14 protein-coding genes are annotated in these 17,962 nt (G+C 60.0%); 5 read left to right on the top strand and 9 right to left on the bottom strand.

What is annotated here, in order from left to right:
• Positions 1-14: 14 nt before the first annotated feature.
• From ACEN8Z_RS26745 to ACEN8Z_RS26730, 4 genes are all read left to right on the top strand, one after another.
• Positions 15-1,514, top strand: coding sequence for an efflux transporter outer membrane subunit (locus ACEN8Z_RS26745; protein WP_495596197.1), 1,500 nt, complete (start codon positions 15-17; stop codon positions 1,512-1,514).
• A 109-nt stretch (positions 1,515-1,623) separates the two neighbouring features.
• A complete protein-coding gene (locus tag ACEN8Z_RS26740; protein ID WP_495596196.1) occupies positions 1,624-3,816 on the top strand; it encodes an FUSC family protein in 2,193 nt (730 codons plus the stop codon).
• Positions 3,806-4,006, top strand: coding sequence for a DUF1656 domain-containing protein (locus ACEN8Z_RS26735; RefSeq protein WP_007989920.1), 201 nt, complete (start codon positions 3,806-3,808; stop codon positions 4,004-4,006). Before ACEN8Z_RS26740 ends, ACEN8Z_RS26735 begins: the two co-directional genes overlap by 11 nt.
• A gap of 24 nt (positions 4,007-4,030) precedes the next feature.
• Positions 4,031-4,894: an efflux RND transporter periplasmic adaptor subunit gene (locus ACEN8Z_RS26730; RefSeq protein WP_495596195.1), complete on the top strand. Its 864-nt coding sequence runs from the start codon at positions 4,031-4,033 to the stop codon at positions 4,892-4,894.
• Between the two features lie 195 nt (positions 4,895-5,089).
• Here ACEN8Z_RS26730 and ACEN8Z_RS26725 read toward each other — a convergent pair whose 3' ends face one another.
• From ACEN8Z_RS26725 to ACEN8Z_RS26715, 3 genes are all read right to left on the bottom strand, one after another.
• Positions 5,090-5,479, bottom strand: a complete 390-nt coding sequence (locus ACEN8Z_RS26725) for a DUF4440 domain-containing protein (protein WP_495596194.1) — start codon at positions 5,477-5,479, stop codon at positions 5,090-5,092.
• Positions 5,480-5,626: 147 nt separating this feature from the next.
• Entirely contained in the window at positions 5,627-6,451 is an 825-nt protein-coding gene (locus ACEN8Z_RS26720; protein ID WP_495596193.1) for an SDR family oxidoreductase, read from the bottom strand.
• Positions 6,452-6,485: 34 nt separating this feature from the next.
• A complete protein-coding gene (locus ACEN8Z_RS26715) occupies positions 6,486-6,950 on the bottom strand; it encodes a hypothetical protein (RefSeq protein WP_007998302.1) in 465 nt (154 codons plus the stop codon).
• 252 nt (positions 6,951-7,202) lie between these two features.
• Here ACEN8Z_RS26715 and ACEN8Z_RS26710 point away from each other — a divergent pair, with 252 nt between their 5' ends.
• Entirely contained in the window at positions 7,203-9,950 is a 2,748-nt protein-coding gene (locus ACEN8Z_RS26710; protein WP_495596192.1) for an RHS repeat domain-containing protein, read from the top strand.
• 110 nt (positions 9,951-10,060) lie between these two features.
• On the opposite strand, the gene ACEN8Z_RS26705 is transcribed toward ACEN8Z_RS26710, so the two are convergent.
• The 6 genes from ACEN8Z_RS26705 to ACEN8Z_RS26680 all read right to left on the bottom strand — a co-directional run bounded on the left by ACEN8Z_RS26705 (position 10,061) and on the right by ACEN8Z_RS26680 (position 17,955).
• On the bottom strand, positions 10,061-11,512 hold the full coding sequence (locus ACEN8Z_RS26705) for a mannose-1-phosphate guanylyltransferase/mannose-6-phosphate isomerase (protein WP_007998306.1): 1,452 nt from the start codon (positions 11,510-11,512) through the stop codon (positions 10,061-10,063).
• A 224-nt stretch (positions 11,513-11,736) separates the two neighbouring features.
• Positions 11,737-12,393 carry an alginate O-acetyltransferase AlgF gene (locus ACEN8Z_RS26700; RefSeq protein ID WP_477776993.1) on the bottom strand — a complete coding sequence of 219 codons (657 nt, stop codon included), beginning with the start codon at positions 12,391-12,393 and terminating at the stop codon, positions 11,737-11,739.
• Positions 12,394-12,407: 14 nt separating this feature from the next.
• Positions 12,408-13,583 (bottom strand): alginate O-acetyltransferase, encoded by a 1,176-nt coding sequence (locus ACEN8Z_RS26695; RefSeq protein ID WP_442098227.1) that lies wholly within the window; start codon positions 13,581-13,583, stop codon positions 12,408-12,410.
• Positions 13,584-13,594: 11 nt separating this feature from the next.
• Positions 13,595-15,160, bottom strand: coding sequence for an MBOAT family O-acyltransferase (locus ACEN8Z_RS26690; protein WP_495596191.1), 1,566 nt, complete (start codon positions 15,158-15,160; stop codon positions 13,595-13,597).
• A 213-nt stretch (positions 15,161-15,373) separates the two neighbouring features.
• The gene (locus ACEN8Z_RS26685; RefSeq protein ID WP_495596190.1) at positions 15,374-16,498 is read right to left on the bottom strand and encodes a mannuronate-specific alginate lyase; all 1,125 of its coding nucleotides are present in this window, start codon (positions 16,496-16,498) and stop codon (positions 15,374-15,376) included.
• Between the two features lie 8 nt (positions 16,499-16,506).
• Complete coding sequence (locus tag ACEN8Z_RS26680) at positions 16,507-17,955, bottom strand: alginate O-acetyltransferase (protein WP_007989937.1); 1,449 nt, start codon at positions 17,953-17,955, stop codon at positions 16,507-16,509.
• Positions 17,956-17,962 lie beyond the last annotated feature (7 nt).

The following is a 17,962-nucleotide window of genomic DNA, read 5'->3' as shown; positions in this document are numbered from 1 at the left end:
AGGAAATCGCAGCAGTGCCGCGTCGCATCAGCAGAGCGCTTCAGCCGCTCAGTGTTTTGGCTTTAACCCTGGCAATCAGCGGCTGCATCGGAACCGGAGGTATTGCCCCGCAGGACAAGGCGCTGGAGGCCAATTCACTGGCCACCGACGAAGCGATCCAGAGCGCCGCGCAAGATGCGCACTGGCCCACTGCGCAATGGTGGCAAGCCTATGGCGACCCGCAACTGAATCGCTGGATCGACCTCGCCCTGCAAGGCAGCCCGACCCTGGCCATGGCCGCCGCCCGGGTGCGTCAGGCCAGGTCCATGGCCGGCGTGGCCGAAGCAGCCGAGTCGCTGCAGATCAATGGCGATGCCACCCTCAAGCGCCACAACTGGCCCACCGACCAGTTCTACGGGCCGGGTGAGTTGGCCAACTCCACGACCTGGGACAACAACGCCGCACTGGGTTTCAGTTATGCCCTCGACCTCTGGGGTCGCGAAAGCAATGCCACCGAGCGTGCGGTGGACATGGCACACATGACGGTCGCCGAAGCGCGTCAGGCCCAGCTCGAATTGCAGGACAACATCGTGCGTGTCTACATCGAGTTGTCGTTGCATTACGCCCAGCGGGATATCGTCGAAGCGACCTTGAAGCAGCAACAGCAGATTCTTGAGCTGGCGCAAAAGCGCCTGAACGGTGGCATCGGCACCCATTTCGAAGTCAGCCAGGCCGAGACGCCGCTGCCGGAAACCCATCGCCAGATCGATGCCCTCGACGAAGAAATCGCCTTGAGCCGCAATCAGCTCGCGGCCCTCGCCGGTAAGGGCCCGGGGGAAGGCGCACAGCTGCAGCGGCCAACGCTGTCGCTGGGCGCGCCACTGAAACTGCCGTCTTCGCTGCCGGCGCAATTGCTCGGTCAACGCCCGGACGTGGTCGCCAGTCGCTGGCAAGTGGCGGCGCAGGCGCGGGGTATCGATGTCGCCCATGCAGGGTTTTATCCCAACGTCGATCTGGTCGGCAGCCTCGGCTACATGGCCACCGGCGGTGGGGCCCTGGAGTTTTTGACCGGCAAGAAACTCAACTACAGCGTAGGTCCGGCGATTTCGTTGCCGATTTTCGATGGCGGGCGTTTGCGCTCGGAACTGGGTGAAGCCTCGGCCGGCTATGACATCGCGGTGGCCAAGTACAACCAGACCCTGATCAACGCGCTGAAAAACATCTCCGACCAGTTGATCCGCCGCGAGTCCATGGACAAGCAACAGGCTTTCGCCGCCGAGTCGGTGGCCACCGCGCAGAAGACCTACGACATCGCGATGATCGCCTACCAGCGCGGCCTGACCGACTACCTCAACGTGCTCAACGCCCAGACCCTGCTGTTCAAGCAGCAGCAAGTGCAGCAGCAGGTTCAGGCGGCGCGTTTGAGCGCCCATGCCGAACTGGTGACGGCGTTGGGCGGTGGCCTCGGTGCCGGCAACGATGTGCCGAACACCGAACAGACTCAAGTGCCGAAAACCCCGAGCCTTTTACGTTGAACACAAAACCAGTAGGAGTGAGCCTGCTCGCGATGAGGGCGGCACATCCAACATTGATGTCGACTGATACTCCGCTATCGCGAGCAGGCTCGCTCCTACAGAGGACTTCATGACTCCCTTGCCCGCACCCTTGCGCTGGCTGTACTCCCTTGAATGGCGCCGGGGTTTCTTCGACTGGGCACGCAGCGATGGCGTGACTTGGGTCTACATTTTCAAGGTGTTGTTCGCGGCATTCCTGACGCTGTGGCTGGCCATGCGCCTGGAGCTGCCGCAACCGCGCACGGCGATGATCACCGTGTTCATTGTCATGCAACCGCAAAGCGGCCAGGTGTTCGCCAAGAGTTTCTATCGTTTTCTCGGCACCCTGGCCGGGTCTGCGGTGATGGTCGCGCTGATTGCCCTGTTTGCACAGAACACTGAGCTGTTCCTCGGTTCGCTGGCGATCTGGGTCGGTATCTGCACCGCAGGTGCCGCCCGCTGCCGCAACTTTCGCGCCTACGGTTTCGTACTCGCCGGATACACCGCAGCGATGGTCGGCTTGCCCGCGCTGGCTCATCCGGATGGCGCGTTCATGGCCGCGGTCTGGCGGGTGCTGGAAATCTCGTTGGGCATTCTTTGCTCGACACTGATCAGTGCCGCCATCCTGCCGCAATCGGCCAGCGCGGCGATGCGCAATGCGTTGTATCAGCGCTTTGGCGTGTTCGCCTTGTTCGTCACCGACGGTTTGCGCGGCCGCAGTCAGCGCGAGGCGTTCGAGGCCGGCAACGTGCGTTTCATCGCTGAAGCGGTGGGCCTGGAAGGCTTGCGCAGCGTCACGGTTTTTGAAGACCCGCACATGCGTCGGCGCAATGGCCGGCTCAGTCGCTTGAACAGCGAGTTCATGAGCATCACCACGCGCTTCAACGCCTTGCATCAATTGCTCGAACGCTTGCGTAGCAGCGCGGCGGACCAGGTGGTGGCGGCGATCAAGCCGGGCTTGCAGGACCTCGCCGAGTTGCTCGACGGCTTCAGCGGTCGAGCCCTGACCAGCGCCGATGCGGCGCGTCTGGTCGCGGTGCTTACCGCCTACAAGGAAGGTCTGCCGGCGCGGGTGCGCAGTCTTCGGGCGACGTTCCAGCAGAGCAATCCGGGCGATGCCGAGCAACTGGATTTCCACACCGCGTACGAGCTGCTCTATCGCTTCGTCGACGACCTGTACGGTTATGCGCAGACCCACGCGTCCCTGGCCGATCACAGTCACGAACGGGAGCGCTGGGACGAGCCGTACACCCCGCAAACCAACTGGCTGGCCGCTGCGGCGTCGGGTATTCGTGCGTCATTCATTCTGGTGGTGCTGGGCAGCTATTGGGTGGCCACGGCCTGGCCGAGCGGGGCGACCATGACCCTGATTGCCGCCGCTACCGTTGGCCTGGCCGCAGCGACACCGAACCCGAAACGCATGGCCTTCCAGATGGCTTGCGGGACACTGCTCGGGGCATTGATCGGCTTCGTCGAGATGTTCTTCATCTATCCGTGGATCGACGGTTTCCCATTGCTGTGCATGGTGTTGGCCCCGGTGATCGTGCTCGGTTCGTTCCTCAGTTCACGGCCACAATACGCCGGGGTTGGCCTGGGGCTGCTGATCTTCTTCAGCACCGGTTCGGTGCCGGACAACCTTACGGTCTACAACCCCTACACCTTCATCAACGACTACATCGCGATGGTGATGGGCATGCTGGTGTGCGCAGCGGCAGGGGCGATCATTCTGCCGCCCAACAGTCGCTGGCTGTGGCGCCGGCTGGAGCAGGATTTGCGCGGTCAGGTGGTGTACGCCATCAGCGGCAAGCTCAAGGGGCTGGCGTCGGGTTTCGAAAGCCGTACCCGCGATCTGGTGCACCAGGCCTACGGCTTTGCGGCGGGTCAACCGCAAGTGCAGCGGGACTTGTTGCGCTGGATGTTCGTGGTGCTGGAAGTCGGCCACGCGATCATCGAGTTGCGTAAGGAACAGGCGATTCTGCCGGTGCATCCGGCCTATGCCGAATCCCGGCCGTGGCGCCAGGCGATCCGGGTGATGGGGCGCGCACTGGTGCGGTTGTTCCTGCAACCGAACAGCAGCAACCTCGAACGCGCACTGATCGCCGTCGATCACGCGATCAGCCGTGTGCAGTCCACCGACGAACCCTTCGCCCCGCACTTCGATACCTCGGCGTTGCGCCGGGTGAAGAGCTACCTGCACTTCATCCGCACCTCTCTGCTCGATCCGCAATCACCGCTCGCCGCCTTCGCAAGCAGCCAGCCCCAAGGACTTGAACATGCCTCGTGAAATCGCCTTCCACGGCGTGTACATGCCGACCATGACCCTGATGTTTTTCATTGCGGCTCTGCTTGCCTGGGCGCTGGACCGGTTCCTGTCCGGGTTCGACCTGTACCGCTTCTTCTGGCACCCGGCGTTACTGCGCCTGAGTCTGTTTACCTGTCTGTTCGGCGCCATGGCGCTGACTGTCTACCGTTGACTCTCTATCACTGAGAATGCCCCGATGAAAAAGTTTTTCAGCCTGCTCGCGACCTTGCTGGTGCTGGCCCTCGCGCTGTGGGTCGGCCGCTCCTTGTGGGAGCACTACATGAACACGCCGTGGACCCGTGACGGCCGCGTGCGTGCTGACATCATCAACGTCGCCGCCGACGTCACCGGCGAAGTGGTGGACGTGCCGGTGCGCGACAACCAACTGGTGAAGAAGGGCGATTTGCTGATGCGGATCGACCCCGAGCACTACCGCCTGGCGGTGAAACAGGCGCAAAGCCTGGTTGCCTCGCGCAAGGCGACGTGGGAGATGCGCAAGGTCAACGCCCATCGTCGTGCCGATATGGACAACCTGGTGATCTCCAGGGAAAACCGCGACGACGCCAGCAACCTCGCTGACTCTGCCCTGGCCGATTACCAGCAGGCCCAGGCGCAACTGGAAGCCGCCGAACTCAACCTCAAGCGTACTGAAGTCCGTGCGGCAGTGGACGGTTATGTGACCAACCTCAACGTGCATCGCGGCGACTACGCGCGCATCGGCGAGGCGAAAATGGCCGTGGTCGACATGAACTCGTTCTGGGTCTACGGCTTCTTCGAAGAAACCAAACTGCCCCATGTGCGCGTCGGCGATAAGGCCGACATGCAACTGATGAGCGGTGAAGTGCTCACGGGGCACGTGGAAAGTATCTCGCGTGGCATCTACGACCGCGACAACCCGGAGAGTCGCGAATTGATCGCCGACGTCAACCCGACCTTCAACTGGGTGCGCCTGGCGCAGCGGGTGCCGGTGCGCATTCACATCGATGAAGTGCCGGAGGGTGTGGTGTTGGCGGCCGGGATTACTTGTACGGTGGTGGTGAAGCAAGGTGATGGGGCATAACCGATAGACCGAGTCGCCTGCTTCGCGAGCAAGTCGGATCGCCGCACCGCCGCTCCCACATTTTGGAATGCATCCCTCTGTAGGAGCGAGCCTGCTCGCGATGAACCAGAGCGCGCCGCGTGTATTCAGAATGCACGCGTTATCGTTGACGTCCATCGCGAGCAGGCTCGCTCCTACAGTTGATCGTCGTCGTGTTCAGCAGAAGGTCTCTTGCAGATGCCGCCAAAGAATTCTGCCTTCCACCTTCTCGAACACCACGGTTGAGCGACGATCCGAGTGCAGTCCGGTCGCATCGGTCTGTTGCTCGCGGTAACTCACGGTCGCGCCGCCGTCGTACAACGCAATACCACGCAACTCGCTGAGCTCGATCCGGAACCCGAGCTTCTTGCCGCCCGCCAACGTGAACAACTCGTTCAGCGCGTCAAAATCCAGTACCCGACCGAGCGGCGAGATCATGGAAAACTGCGGCGAAAAACGGGTCAGCAGTTTTTCGAGTTCGGATACGCCCTGTTCTTCGGCCAGCCATTGTTCGATGGCCACGTGGGCCTGGATCACTTCGTCGAAGTACTCGGTGTAGTCGGTCATCAACTCATTCCTGAAATTTGCAGTGTCTGTTCCGGCGTCATCGCGAGCAAGCTTGCTCCCACAGGGTTCTGCTGGATGGCATAAATAGCATTCACACCAAAAATTCTTGTGGGAGCGAGCTTGCTCGCGATGGCAGGCGACTCGGTATCAGAGCTGTCCACGCAGTCCGAATCGCCTCATCAACCCCGCTTCCAATAAGCCTTTAGGTAGGAGCCCTGCCATCAGCGGCAACGCACGGCTGCCATTGCCCAGGCGGATCAGTCGCGGCGGTTTGGCTTGCTGCGCGGCCTTGAGCAATCCGGCGGCAAATTCACTGGCCGGGGTCGGTTTGTCCTGGGAAGCCCTGGCCCGGGCGCGTATGCCTTCTCGCAGCGGGAACCATGGCGATTGCTCACTGATCAGTTGCTCGGCTTCGTGGCCGGCATTTTTGGCAAAACTGGAAGCGATGGCCCCCGGCTGGACTTCCATGACCCGTACGCCGAACGGCGCCAGTTCCATGCGCAAGGCATCGCTCAAGGCATGCACGGCGGCTTTTGAGGCGCAGTAGGCGCCGGCGAATGGCGTGACTAAAACACCGGACACGCTACCGATATTCACCACCAGTCCTTTGGCCCGACGCAGCACCGGGAACAAGGCGCGGGTGACGCCGACGATGGCGAACACGTTGGTTTCGAACTGGCGTTGCATGGCCGGTACACCACCATCAAGCAGCGGCCCCATGGCGCCATATCCTGCGTTGTTGATCAGCACATCGAGGCCGCCGGTTTGTTGGTTGATTCGCTCGCTCAAGGCTTCGAGCGCAGCAGCGTCGTTCACATCCAGTTGCACGGCGGTGAACCCCGCGGCGGTGAGTGCCGCGACATCGTCCGGCTTGCGCGCACTGGCCCAGACTTCATAGCCGGCACCCTTGAACGCATCGGCAAGGGCGCGGCCAATGCCGCTGGAACAACCGGTAATCAACGCGACGGGCATGGCGCATTCCTTGTGCAAAAAAATGGAGGAGGGATCAGTCGGAAAAACTACCCTGCAATCGCTCGGCGCGAAACTCCAGGGTTTCCGGACGGTAGCCAGGGCGCAGTGGTGGCAGCGGCAAGCAATCTTCCCAGTTGCCACCGGCCTGCAATTCGCCGGGGCCACGATAGCGCGGGGCGGTGTATTGATTGTCGGCCAGGTTCACCGTATCGCCCGGCGCATAGGCCGCGACCCGCCAGCGCAGCTCGGTCAACGGCACGTCATTGCCATTGTTCAGGGTCAATTGCAGTGGCCGGTCGGCGGGACACTGCTGCGGCGCGTAACTGATGCGCAACTCCAGGCGTTGCAGCTGCTTGAGTTCGCGGTGGTCCATCCAGATAACCCAGGTGGCGACGATGCCCAGCCCCACGGCAGCGGCCATGGAAACGGGCAAGGCCTTGGCCGGGTAGCGCAACAACAGGATCAGCCAGGTGATGACCAGCAGGACGCCGATGAACATGTTGCGCAACCTCGGGAATAGAGAAGGCCATCCTACCTAAGCGTAGGTGGGATTGGCGATGGTCGAGGCGTAGCGATGGTACAGAAGGCCGTCTGTCGGCCCTGTAATTTCTGACAGTAGCCAGGCACTTGATCGACAGGCTTAGATGAGGGGAGTGATTCCGGAGCGCCTACTGTGCCAGCGACCCTTTCAATCCACTGCCACACCCCGAGCCTTACTGTAAGTGATCCTCGTGGACTACCAGTACGCAGCTTGGGTTACTGGCGTGACGACGATGGTGTGCGCCCTCAGGCGCGGGTCAACCGTACGGTTAATGATTGGGCTGGGCGCGCGGTTGCGCAGTGGGACCCACGACTGTTTCTGGACGCTTCGGCACCAGCCAATCTGCAAACGATTCATGCCCTGTCCGGTGCGGTGTTGAGTACGAACAGCGTCGATGCCGGGTTGCGTGTTGCGCTGTTGGGCGAGGCGGGGCAACCGCTCCACTACTGGGATGGCCGGGGCTCGCAGCGCTGGATGCAATACGACATACAGTTGCGCCCGGTATCGGTGTTCGAACAGGCAGTGGACGGCGAAGCGGTTTGTGTTGAGCGCTTGAGTTATGGCGCAAGCGATCAGGCTGCAGCCGGGCACAACCAATGCGGCCAATTGATTCGCCACGATGACCCGGCAGGCACTCAGCGGATGAGCGAGTTCGGATTGCATGGCACGGTGCTGGAGCAGACACGGCATTTTCTGAGAGCGTTGTCGCTGCCGGACTGGCCCGAGCCGGTAGCGCATCGTGATTTGCTGCTGGAGGCGGGCGAGGGCGCAACTTCCCGATCACACTTCAACGCGGCGGGCGAGATCTCCGATCAAACCGATGCCAAAGGTCACCGCCAGCTATTCCATCAAACCCTCGATGGGCAGTTGCGCGAAGTTCACCTGCAACTCAACGGCGCATCAACCCCGAAAACGCTGGTCAGCGCCATCGACTACAACGCTCATGGCCAGACCGAACGGGAAGTCGCCGGCAATGGTGTGATCACTTCGCTGGAATACGACGCGCAGAATGGGCGTCTGACCCGGCTTCACGCCCAGCGCGGTAACGACCCCCTGCAAGACCTGCGCTACGAATACGACCCAGTGGGCAATGTGCGGAGCATCGAGGATGCCGCACTGCCGATCCGCTACTTCGCCAACCAGCGGATCGAGCCGATCAGTCGCTACTTCTACGACAGTCTTTATCAATTGATCGAAGCCCTCGGTTGGGAAGCGGGCTGCACCAGTAAAGGTCCACAGTTTTCGGCCCTCGATGATCCCGCGCCCCGCGCGAATTACCGCCAGACCTATCACTACGACGCGGGTGGCAATCTGCTGGATTTGATCCACGAAGGTCCGCAAAGTCATGGACATCGAATGGTCGCGGCTGCACGCAGCAACCGCTGCCTGCCGGTACTGGAGGATGTGGAACCGGGTGAGGAGGACTTCCGCCGAGGCTTTGACGCCAATGGCAACTTGCTCCACCTGCAACCGGGACAAGCCTTGGTATGGGACCTGCGCAACCAGTTGGGCGAAGTGCGGCCGGTGGAGCGCGATTCGGGCCTCAATGACTGCGAACGTTATGTCTACGGCGCCGATGGGATGCGTCTGCGCAAAGTCCGCGAGACGCTCGCCCATGCCCGGACGCTGGTCGCTGAAACCCGCTATCTGCCGAACCTGGAGCTGCGCAATTACAGCGGCACGGGCGAGGTGTTGCAGGTGATCAGTGTCCAGGCCGGGCGCAGCAGTGTGCGGGTGTTGCATTGGGAGTCAGAACTACCCAAGGACAGCGCCAATGACCAATACCGTTACAGCCTGAATGATCATCTGGGTTCCTGCACCCTGGAGCTTGACGACGACGGTGAAGCGATCAGCCAGGAGCGATATCACCCGTTTGGCACCACCGCGTGGTTTGCCGGGCATGGGGAGGTGGAGGCGAGTTATAGAACGGTACGTTATTCGGGGAAGGAACGGGATGCGACGGGGCTTTATTATTATGGGTTCAGGTATTACGTGGTGTGGTGGCAACGGTGGATTAATCCGGACCCAGGAGGAAGTATAGATGGAACTAACTTGTTTAGAATGCTAAGAAATTCTCCAGTTAATCATTGCGATCAGGACGGGTGGCAAAGTTATGATGTGATGAATGATGAGGAGGCAATAAGTGAGGAGCGCTATGGAGTTAAGCTGAACGTTCGTGGACTTGGTAACTTTCCTGATAGTTTAAAACAAAAAGTGCAGAGGTCGATCTCTCTTGCAAATGGTTGGGTTGGTGAACAAATATCTGCGCTTCAACAAGAGAAACTTGATCCGTATTCTAGTAGAATTATGGAGTTTACTTTTGGTGATGATTATTCGCTGGAGGGAAATGACCCTGTAGGCCTCAAAAAGCAATTGTTAGGGACGATGAATGCACTAAAAACGTTTTTGACTAAGATTAGTGGTGATGAAAGTTGGAGGATTTCCCTAGTCGAGCGTGACAATCGTACCGCAGCAAGCGTTGTCCATTCCTCTGTTCAGGGTAATTTAATATGGTTAAATCGTTCTTTCGTGGAGGTTGAACATCCGGTCGGGCTTGCATCGACGTTATTACATGAAGGGTTACACACATTGGTGAAGCAGGGGAGTGCTAATTTTATTAGCGATTTTTGGTATGTGAGAACGGGGGAGCCTGCTGCAGATGCGACGTCAGATGAGGTAGACAATTATATTTATCAGGCAATGAATCTGTCTTTCAGTCGTGTTGCAAACTCTTCTGGAAATATAACCGCACCATCTGAAGCCGATATGGCAGAAGCACCTCGCAGTGACTATATTAATTTTATAAATGAGTTTTTGCGTCTTGCGGGTGAAGAGCCTGCTACATCCAGCGAAGAACGAGCGGAACTCTATCGTGACTTTGCTAGCGTGCGTCAAGCTGTTGTGTTACGAAACGCCGACTCCTTGGCAGCTATGTTGATGGCCAGACATCGTGTCTGATCAAGCCGTGTCAGTGGAAATGAGGGAAAATAGTTAGCGTTGATTAGGTAAGTCACTACCCAGCCTGCGGAGAAGGTCCGCCGCAGGCTGGGTAGAGTTTTTTCTATTGCTTACTGCGCGATCGTCTTCACCGCAACCCCACGCTCAACCGGCGTCGAGCGCCCGTAGATATCTTCAAACCGCTCGATATCGTCCTCACCCAGATAACTTCCCGACTGCACCTCAATGATCTCCAACGGAATCTTCCCCGGATTACGCAGGCGATGAACCGAAGCAATCGGAATATAGGTCGACTGGTTCTCGGTCAGCAGGAACACGTTTTCATCGCAAGTCACCTCGGCGGTGCCGCTGACCACGATCCAGTGCTCGGCGCGGTGGTGGTGCATCTGCAGCGACAGGCAAGCGCCCGGTTTGACCGAGATGTGCTTGACCTGGAAGCGGCCGCCCATGTCCACCGAGTCGTAGGAACCCCACGGACGGTAGACCTCGCAGTGGTTCTGGGTTTCGCTGCGGCCCTGTTCGTTGAGGGTGTTGACCATCTGTTTCACGCCTTGGACCTTGTCCTTGTGGGCGATCATCATGGCGTCCTTGGTTTCGACCACGACGATGTTTTCCAGGCCGATCACCGACACCAGTTTGCCGTTGCCGTGGATCATGCAGTTTTTGCTGTCCTGGATCACCACGTCGCCCTTGGTGACGTTGCCGTTGGCGTCTTTTGCATTCACTTCCCACAGCGACGACCAGCAGCCGACATCGCTCCAGCCGGCGGTCAGCGGCACGACGCAGGCGCGTTGGGTTTTTTCCATCACCGAGTAGTCGATGGAATTGTCCGGGCAGCAGGCGAAGGTGGCTTCGTCGAAGGTGATGGTATCGGCATCCTGCTTGCTGCGTTCCAGAGTCAGCAGGCAAGTGTCATAGATGTCCGGATCGTGCTTTTTCAGCTCCTCCAGGAAGCGGCTGGCGCGGAACAGGAACATGCCGCTGTTCCAGAAGTAACCACCGGACTGGACGAACTCGGTGGCGCGCTTCACGTCGGGTTTTTCGACGAAGTGCGAGACGCGGCTGACGCCTTCGGGCAGCAGCGAATCGTTGGTCGACTTGATGTAGCCATAACCGGTTTCCGGCTTGGTGGCCGGTACGCCGAACAGCACCATTTCACCGTTTTCGGCGGCGACGGTGGCCAGGGCCAGCGCGCGTTGCAGGGCTTTCTGGTCTTCCAGTACGTGGTCGGCCGGCAGTACCAGCATCAGTTCGTCGCGACCTTCGTTGACCAGCATCATCGCAGTCAGGGCCACGGCCGGCGCGGTGTTGCGACCGAACGGTTCCATCAGGATGCGTTGGGTTTCCAGTTTGCGCGCGGCCAACTGCTCGTTGACGATGAAACGGTGGTCCTTGTTGCAGACCACGATGGGCGTGTCCATGCCTTCGAACACCAAGCGTTCCAGGGTTTGCTGGAAGAGGGTGTGTTCGCCGGTCAGGGCCAGGAACTGCTTAGGGAACTGTTTACGGGAAAGCGGCCAAAGACGTGAGCCACTACCACCTGACAAGATCACCGGAATCATGTTGTTACTCCTTGAATATCGATTGGTTAGAGCTACTGCGTTCTGTCGTTTCACTCTTGTTTTTGTTTCGTATCCGGATTGACGCCTCGGTCTCTTGTAGGAGCGAGCTTGCTCGCGATGGACGTTAACGAAAACGCGCGCTATCTGAGTAAACGCGTTGCCCTTACGTTTTTCGCGAGCAAGCTCGCTCCTACAGGGGGACGTGGGTCAATCTGGCAAATGTGTTAGCGCGTCGATACCGGGCGTTTCACCCAGACCGGCGACAGGCTGCTGCCGCTGCCGGTGACGTACAGCACTGCGGCTTCACCGCGTTCCAGGGCGACCGGTTTCACGTCGCCGACTTTGGTGGCGCCGTCATAGAGGGCCAGGCTGACCTTCACCGGGTTGATTTCACGCTCGCCGCGACCCTTGGGCGCAACGTTCGGGACCACGTCGGTCTTGCCGTCGGCGGTCTTCAGGGTCAGCGCCTTGTCGCTGAGGTTTTGCACGCGTACCAGGGACTTCTGCTTGTTCTTGAACGGCGGCTCCTCGATCAGTTGCGGTGCACCGCTGGCGTTGTTGACCAGGGTGTAATAGTGGTCGCCGGCCAGTTTCACCGGCAGGGACTGGCTACCGACCTTGGCGCTGTAGTCGCCGCCCGGCATGAAGCTGAAGTCACTGCTGGACAGCGGCGCGACATCGCTCAGGTTGGTGCTGCCGACGGTGGCGCTGACTTCGGCGTTGCTGGCGTTGTAGATACGCACGAAGGTCGAGCCTTTCGGCGCGGTCGGGCCGTACAGGGCGGCGTCGCCACCGGCGAAAGCCTGCACCGACAGCACACTGAGGCCGGCAACCAGGGCAAAGCGTTTAGCGAGACGACGCGGAGTTGTAGTGAAAGTCATGGTGTACCTCTCTTTCAGTTTTGCGCCCGGTCGGGCGTCTCGGATTTGTTGTTGATGGCTACGTTTTGTTGGCGCGCGCCGGCTTGTTTAAGCTCTGCGACCCACTGCGGGTCGGCGTCGCCGATTTCGTTGTTCACAGGCAGATATCGTTCAGGAAACTCCCAGATCAGCACCTGTGGCGGGCTGTTCTTGAAGGCGTCGCTTTTGAGGTAGCTGAGCATCGGCAGAATCGGGCCGTGGCCGTCTTCGGCGTAATTGACCACGTCGCTGTGCAGCGCTTGCTTGAGCGCACCGACGAAGTTCCAGTTGGGGTTGGCGCTGTAACTGGTGCCGATCAGGGCTACCGGCACTTCGGTGTTGGCGAACAGGGCGTCGTCACCGGCCGGCTGGTCGTCCGCCGCCACGGTGTTGCGCTTTTGCAGTGGCTCTTGCGCCGGCATCAGGTTTTCGAACAGTGGGTCGAGCGGCAGGAACAACTGCAAGTCACCCTTGTGTGTCACGGTTTCCGCAGGTTCGGTCACGAAGCGCTGCGGCTCGCCGCTCAGCGGGTACTTGTCGGCGATGGTTTTGGCCAGGCGGTCGGCGGCGATCTCGGCGCCTTCCGGGGTCCAGTGGGTGTCGGTGCGCAGGAACACTTGCTGGCCGTTCTGTTTGGCCTGTTGCAGCGGGCCGAGCAGGTCCGGGGCCGGAATCCGGTCGGCGGCCAGGCGCTGGTGGAAGTCCTTGTAGAGGTTGGCGTGGATGCTCGCCGGTTTCACCTCACCCAAGTGCTCCGGGTACAGGCGTACCTTGGCCGGGACCACCGCCATCACCAGTTGCACGCCTTTCTCTTTCAGGGTCTGACGCACGCCTTCGACCAGCGCGTAGTTGCCTTGCAGGTTCAGTTCTTCGTTGACCACCGGGTGGAATTCTTCATCGCTGTACAACCACTGGTCGCGACCGAGCACCACGCCCGGACGACCTTCGTTGAACAGTTTGAAATCCAGTGCGGCCCAAAGATTGGTGCCCAGGCGCTTGATCGGAAACTCGTCGTCGTAGTGGGTTTCCACGGCCTTGGTCCAGCGGCCGTTGAGTACCGTCGCATCGGCGTTGGTGCTGAAGCCGAAGAAGCTGCGCACCGACCACAGACCGAGCACCAGCAGGGTCACCAGGAACAGCGCGATGTAGAAGATGCGTAATGAGCGGGTCATGGTCAGATCCCTCAGAACTGGAAATAAAGGAACGGCGAGAAGCTTTGCGCCGAGAGTTTGAGAATCGAGGCGATGAACAACAGCAGCACCAGTGCACGCATCACGTAGCGCGACCAGTCAGCAGTCCAATAAGCTGGTTGCACCTGGGCTTCGACGCCGACGGTGTAGCCGGGCTGATGGATGCTCGCCGGGTTATCCCCAGGCACGGCCTTGATCGTTCCCGGTGTCGCAGCGGCCGGGCCGTCGGCGTCGACGTTTACTGCAGGCTTGGTCTTTACCGGAGGCTGATTGGTGTAGAAGTCGCGCAGGCCGAAGAACGCCAGGGTCACGTAAGCCACGATCAGGGTCGCCACTTGCAGGCCGGTGAGGTTGGCCTGGTTGAGTTCCGACAGCGACCAGTCACCGAAGCTGAACATCGCGCCGTACATGCGCCCGGCGACGTGCAGGTTTTCCGCGCGGAAGATCACCCAGCCCATCACCACCAGCAGGAAGGTCATTACCCAGCGGATCGGGTTGAAGCTGCGTGGCGAGGTGTTCAGGCCGATGGCTTTTTCAATCGCCAGCCACATGCCGTGCCACGCACCCCAGACGATGTAGGTGATGTTCGCGCCGTGCCACAGACCACCGAGCAGCATGGTCAGGAACAGGTTGCGATAGGTCATCAGCGTGCCTTTGCGATTGCCGCCCAGCGTGATGTACAGATAGTCACGCAGCCAGGTCGACAGGCTGATGTGCCAGCGCCGCCAGAACTCGGTGATCGACTGGCTGACATACGGCTGCTTGAAGTTTTCCATGAAGCGGAAACCCATCATCAAGCCCAGTCCGATGGCCATGTCGCTGTACCCGGAAAAGTCGAAATACAGCTGCGCGGTGTAGGCCAGCGCACCAAGCCAGGCATCGCCCGTGGTCGGGTTTTGCAGGGCGAAGCAATGGTCGGCCACCACTGCAAGGGTGTCGGCGATGAAGACTTTCTTGATGAAGCCCTGCATGAACCGCGTGCAGCCCTCGGAGAATTTGTCGAGGGTGTGGGTGCGATTGTTGAACTGGTCGGCCAGGTCGCGAAAACGCAACACGGGACCGGCGATCAAGTGCGGGAAGATCGCCACGAACGCCGCGAAGTCGATCAGGTTGCGGGTCGCCGGAGTGTCGCCACGGTAGACGTCGATGATGTAGCTGATGGACTCGAAGATGTAGAACGAGATCCCGATCGGCAGCAGCACGTGGGTCAGGATGAATGGTTCCAGGCCCACTGACGTCATCATTGCGTTGATGCTGTCGACGCCGAAGTTGGCGTACTTGAAGTAGCCGAGGATGCACAGGTCGACCGCCACGCCGAGCAGCAGCCAGCGCTGCGCCGGTTTGGTCTTGACCCCGGCGGCACCGACTTTCAGGCCGATCCAGTAGTTCCACAGCGTGACGCCGGCGAACAGCGCGAGGAAGTCCACACGCCACCAGGCGTAGAACACGTAACTGGCAATCAGCAGCAGCAAATTGCGATAGCGTTGCCCGCTCAGGTAGTACAAGCCGAGAAAGATCGGCAAGAACAAAAACAGGAACACGTTGGACGAAAAAACCATCCCGATCTCTCCTTGTTTGAACCAACAGTCAAGGGCCAACGGCCCCCCCAAACCCCCCAAGAAAATCTGGAGGGCAACACACAAAAACTCATGTCCTGCACTAACCCTGTGGGAGCGAGCTTGCTCGCGATGAGGGAGTGTCAGTCGACATCGATGTTGAATGTCAGACCGCTATCGCGAGCAAGCTCGCTCCCACAGGTTTGGTGTGTGTCTTCAAGAACCCTTGCTGCCCTTTTCATTGGCCGGGTCGTAGACCTTGGTCAGGTCACCGCCGAGGCGGAAGGTCTTGAACGGTTGCATCTTGTGCTTCTTCGCCAGCACCTCGGGCGAGCAGGTGTAAAGCGAGCAGTACGGTTCGAGCCAGGCAAATTTCATGTCCTCTTTCAGGTCGGTCATGTCCTGTTCCTTGCCGTTCTTTTTCTCGAATTGGTCCGGATCCTTCACCCCGGACAACACCCGGTCACCCAGGCGTTTGAGCGCGGCATTGTTTTCCTGACGCAGATCCACACCGTTGACCTGGGCGAAACTGGCGATCATCGCCAGCGGCGGCAGGGCGTAGTTGTGGTAGGCCAGCGCCCGTTGCTGACGCTTGAGTTCGTTGGGCAGGTAGCCGTCGGCGTCGACCTGACTGGCGCCGACCTTGTATTCCTTGATCGCCCAGTCGAACAGGTCGCGGCGGTTGGTGGCGACGGAAGTGGCCATCACCGACCACGCCGCCCAGTACGAGTGGTTGTTGGTCTGGTCGAGCGGCAGGTTGTCCCAGTCGCTGACCACCTGGTCGGCCATCTTGCTGAACCAGGCTTCGATCACTTGCGCTTCCTGTTGATGGGTGGCCAGCGGGTGGGAGTCGGAAAACTTCAGGCGGATATACGCCGAAGCCATGCTGCCCAACGCCCATTTGCGCATCGACTTGCCGGTGTGGTTGAAGTCCTTGGACATCAGCGCGTCGGCCTGTGCCCAGGCCGTCAGCCAGCTCAACGTGCATTCCAGCTGTTCCGGGCGACCGTCACGCATGAATTGCATCACGCGCTTGCTGGTGCCGCGCTCGATCTTGGTGATGTCGGCGGTGCTCTCGCGGAAGGCTTTTTCCGACTGCACGTTCAGGGTCGCGCGGGCCTTGTCCGAACCTTCGTACTTGCTGCGAAATTGCAACGAGCCGGTGTACGGCGTCGGCATCGCATCGCAGCCTTCGCTGTTGTCGCCCGTCTTGAATTTATCCACAGGCGCAAAATAACCCTGGGGTGGACGCAGTGGCGCCGCCGCTTGCGTGGCCCCGGCGAACATCGCCAGGCTCAAGAGCGTTGGTGCCAACAGTGTTGAAAATTTCGGATAGCGCATAGCAGACCTCATTGCCCGACCGAAGCAGTACGCTGTTCGGCGCCCGGGAATACGTTGCGTTTGCAGATTTTCGCTTCGACTTTCTGTGGTGCGGCACCGGCTTCGGGGCCCTGGACTTCAACGGCCAGCAGGTTCTGCGAGGCCCAGTCTTCGTCCGTGCGCAACTCGAAAGCGAAACGCCCGTCAGTTTCGGAGGTTTCCGGTTTGTCGATCTTGATGTCCTCGTGGCGACCGTTCATGTACCAGAGGGTGGCTTGCAGGGTTTTCACCGACGTATCGGCGAAGCGGATGTCGACCTGGTGGCTGCTGTTGCGCAGGTCCATGTTCTTGCTGTTGACCATCAACTCGTTTTTGCCCGGCTTGAGCGTGGCGCTGCCGGACATCTGCGCATCCTTGCCTTCGCAACCGTTGTCCAGCAGCGCCATCATCTGGCGGTAGATGGTTTCCTGGTCGAGGCGGTACAGCGGCGAGAATTCCCAGATGAGAATCTTCGGCGGGTTCTTCTGGAACTCGTCGCTGCCCAGGTACTGCAGCATCGAACCTTCGAGGCCGCCGCCGGGGAACGCCACGTTGAGAATGTCGGCGCCGATGGCCTCTTCGAGGAAACCGGCGAAGTTGTAGTTCTTGCCACTGTGGGACGTGCCCACCAAGGTGATCTGCGGATTGCCGGAGTCGCCGAACAGATCGCCATCGCCCGCTTCGCCCTTCGGCTCGGTGGTGAACTGATCCATGTACTGGATCGCGTAGCTGGTGCCACAGAGTTGACCGGCCATGTTGTGCAACGTTCCGGTCTTGCCCATGCGCCCCGACTTTTTGGTCTCGAATTCGCGCTTGGGAATGTCGGCGAATTCAGGCAATTGCTTGACTTTCTCGGCGACGATTTTCGCCGTGCGCTGGGCACCGTATGGGGTCCAGTGCTGGTCGCCACGGAAGTAGAAATCGTGGGCGGGCAGGGTGTCGGGCAACGACTCGTTGGTCAGCGGTGACAGGTCCGGAACGACGTAGCCCATCTGCGCGAAACGGCCCAGCATGGACTTGTAGTTCTTCAGCGCCTTGTCGAAGTCGAAGCTGGCTTTCTCCGCCGGGTTGAGCTTGTTGCGGTTCACCAGGCCACGGGTCGGTTGATAAACCACAACCAGCTCCACGCCTTTGCTCTTGAACGCATCGTGCAGTTGTTTCATGCGTTTGTAGCCGGCGGGGGTGGTGTCGAACTCGGTGCGCAAGTCTTCTTGCGTACGGAACAACCAGTCGCCCTGGGCCTGTACCAGCGTGGTGAAGTTCTGCTGATAACGGGTGGTGTAGTTCTTCGGATCATGGGCGGCCGGGCACAGGCTGCAGCACGGTTCGGCGCTGAACTTGGGCGCTTGAACTTCATCGGCACGCGCGCCAGTGCTGGCCGCGAGAATGCCGGCGGTCAGGGCCGACAGGCTGAGTAATTTGATCAAGTGTGGGTGCATAAGATTA

It is taken from the genome of Pseudomonas sp. Pseusp10, from assembly GCF_059492225.1.
The sequence above is the reverse complement of the archived record's forward strand: the minus strand, read 5'-3'. Positions and strand labels throughout refer to the sequence as shown.

Coding starts and splice junctions, on each gene's coding strand:
- ACEN8Z_RS26740 (WP_495596196.1), top strand. CDS start 1,624: ATGACTCCCTTGCCCGCACCCTTGCGCTGGCTGTACTCCCTTGAATGG.
- ACEN8Z_RS26735 (WP_007989920.1), top strand. CDS start 3,806: ATGCCTCGTGAAATCGCCTTCCACGGCGTGTACATGCCGACCATGACC.
- ACEN8Z_RS26730 (WP_495596195.1), top strand. CDS start 4,031: ATGAAAAAGTTTTTCAGCCTGCTCGCGACCTTGCTGGTGCTGGCCCTC.
- ACEN8Z_RS26725 (WP_495596194.1), bottom strand. CDS start 5,479: ATGACCGACTACACCGAGTACTTCGACGAAGTGATCCAGGCCCACGTG.
- ACEN8Z_RS26720 (WP_495596193.1), bottom strand. CDS start 6,451: ATGCCCGTCGCGTTGATTACCGGTTGTTCCAGCGGCATTGGCCGCGCC.
- ACEN8Z_RS26715 (WP_007998302.1), bottom strand. CDS start 6,950: ATGTTCATCGGCGTCCTGCTGGTCATCACCTGGCTGATCCTGTTGTTG.
- ACEN8Z_RS26705 (WP_007998306.1), bottom strand. CDS start 11,512: ATGATTCCGGTGATCTTGTCAGGTGGTAGTGGCTCACGTCTTTGGCCG.
- ACEN8Z_RS26700 (WP_477776993.1), bottom strand. CDS start 12,393: ATGACTTTCACTACAACTCCGCGTCGTCTCGCTAAACGCTTTGCCCTG.
- ACEN8Z_RS26695 (WP_442098227.1), bottom strand. CDS start 13,583: ATGACCCGCTCATTACGCATCTTCTACATCGCGCTGTTCCTGGTGACC.
- ACEN8Z_RS26690 (WP_495596191.1), bottom strand. CDS start 15,160: ATGGTTTTTTCGTCCAACGTGTTCCTGTTTTTGTTCTTGCCGATCTTT.
- ACEN8Z_RS26685 (WP_495596190.1), bottom strand. CDS start 16,498: ATGCGCTATCCGAAATTTTCAACACTGTTGGCACCAACGCTCTTGAGC.
- ACEN8Z_RS26680 (WP_007989937.1), bottom strand. CDS start 17,955: ATGCACCCACACTTGATCAAATTACTCAGCCTGTCGGCCCTGACCGCC.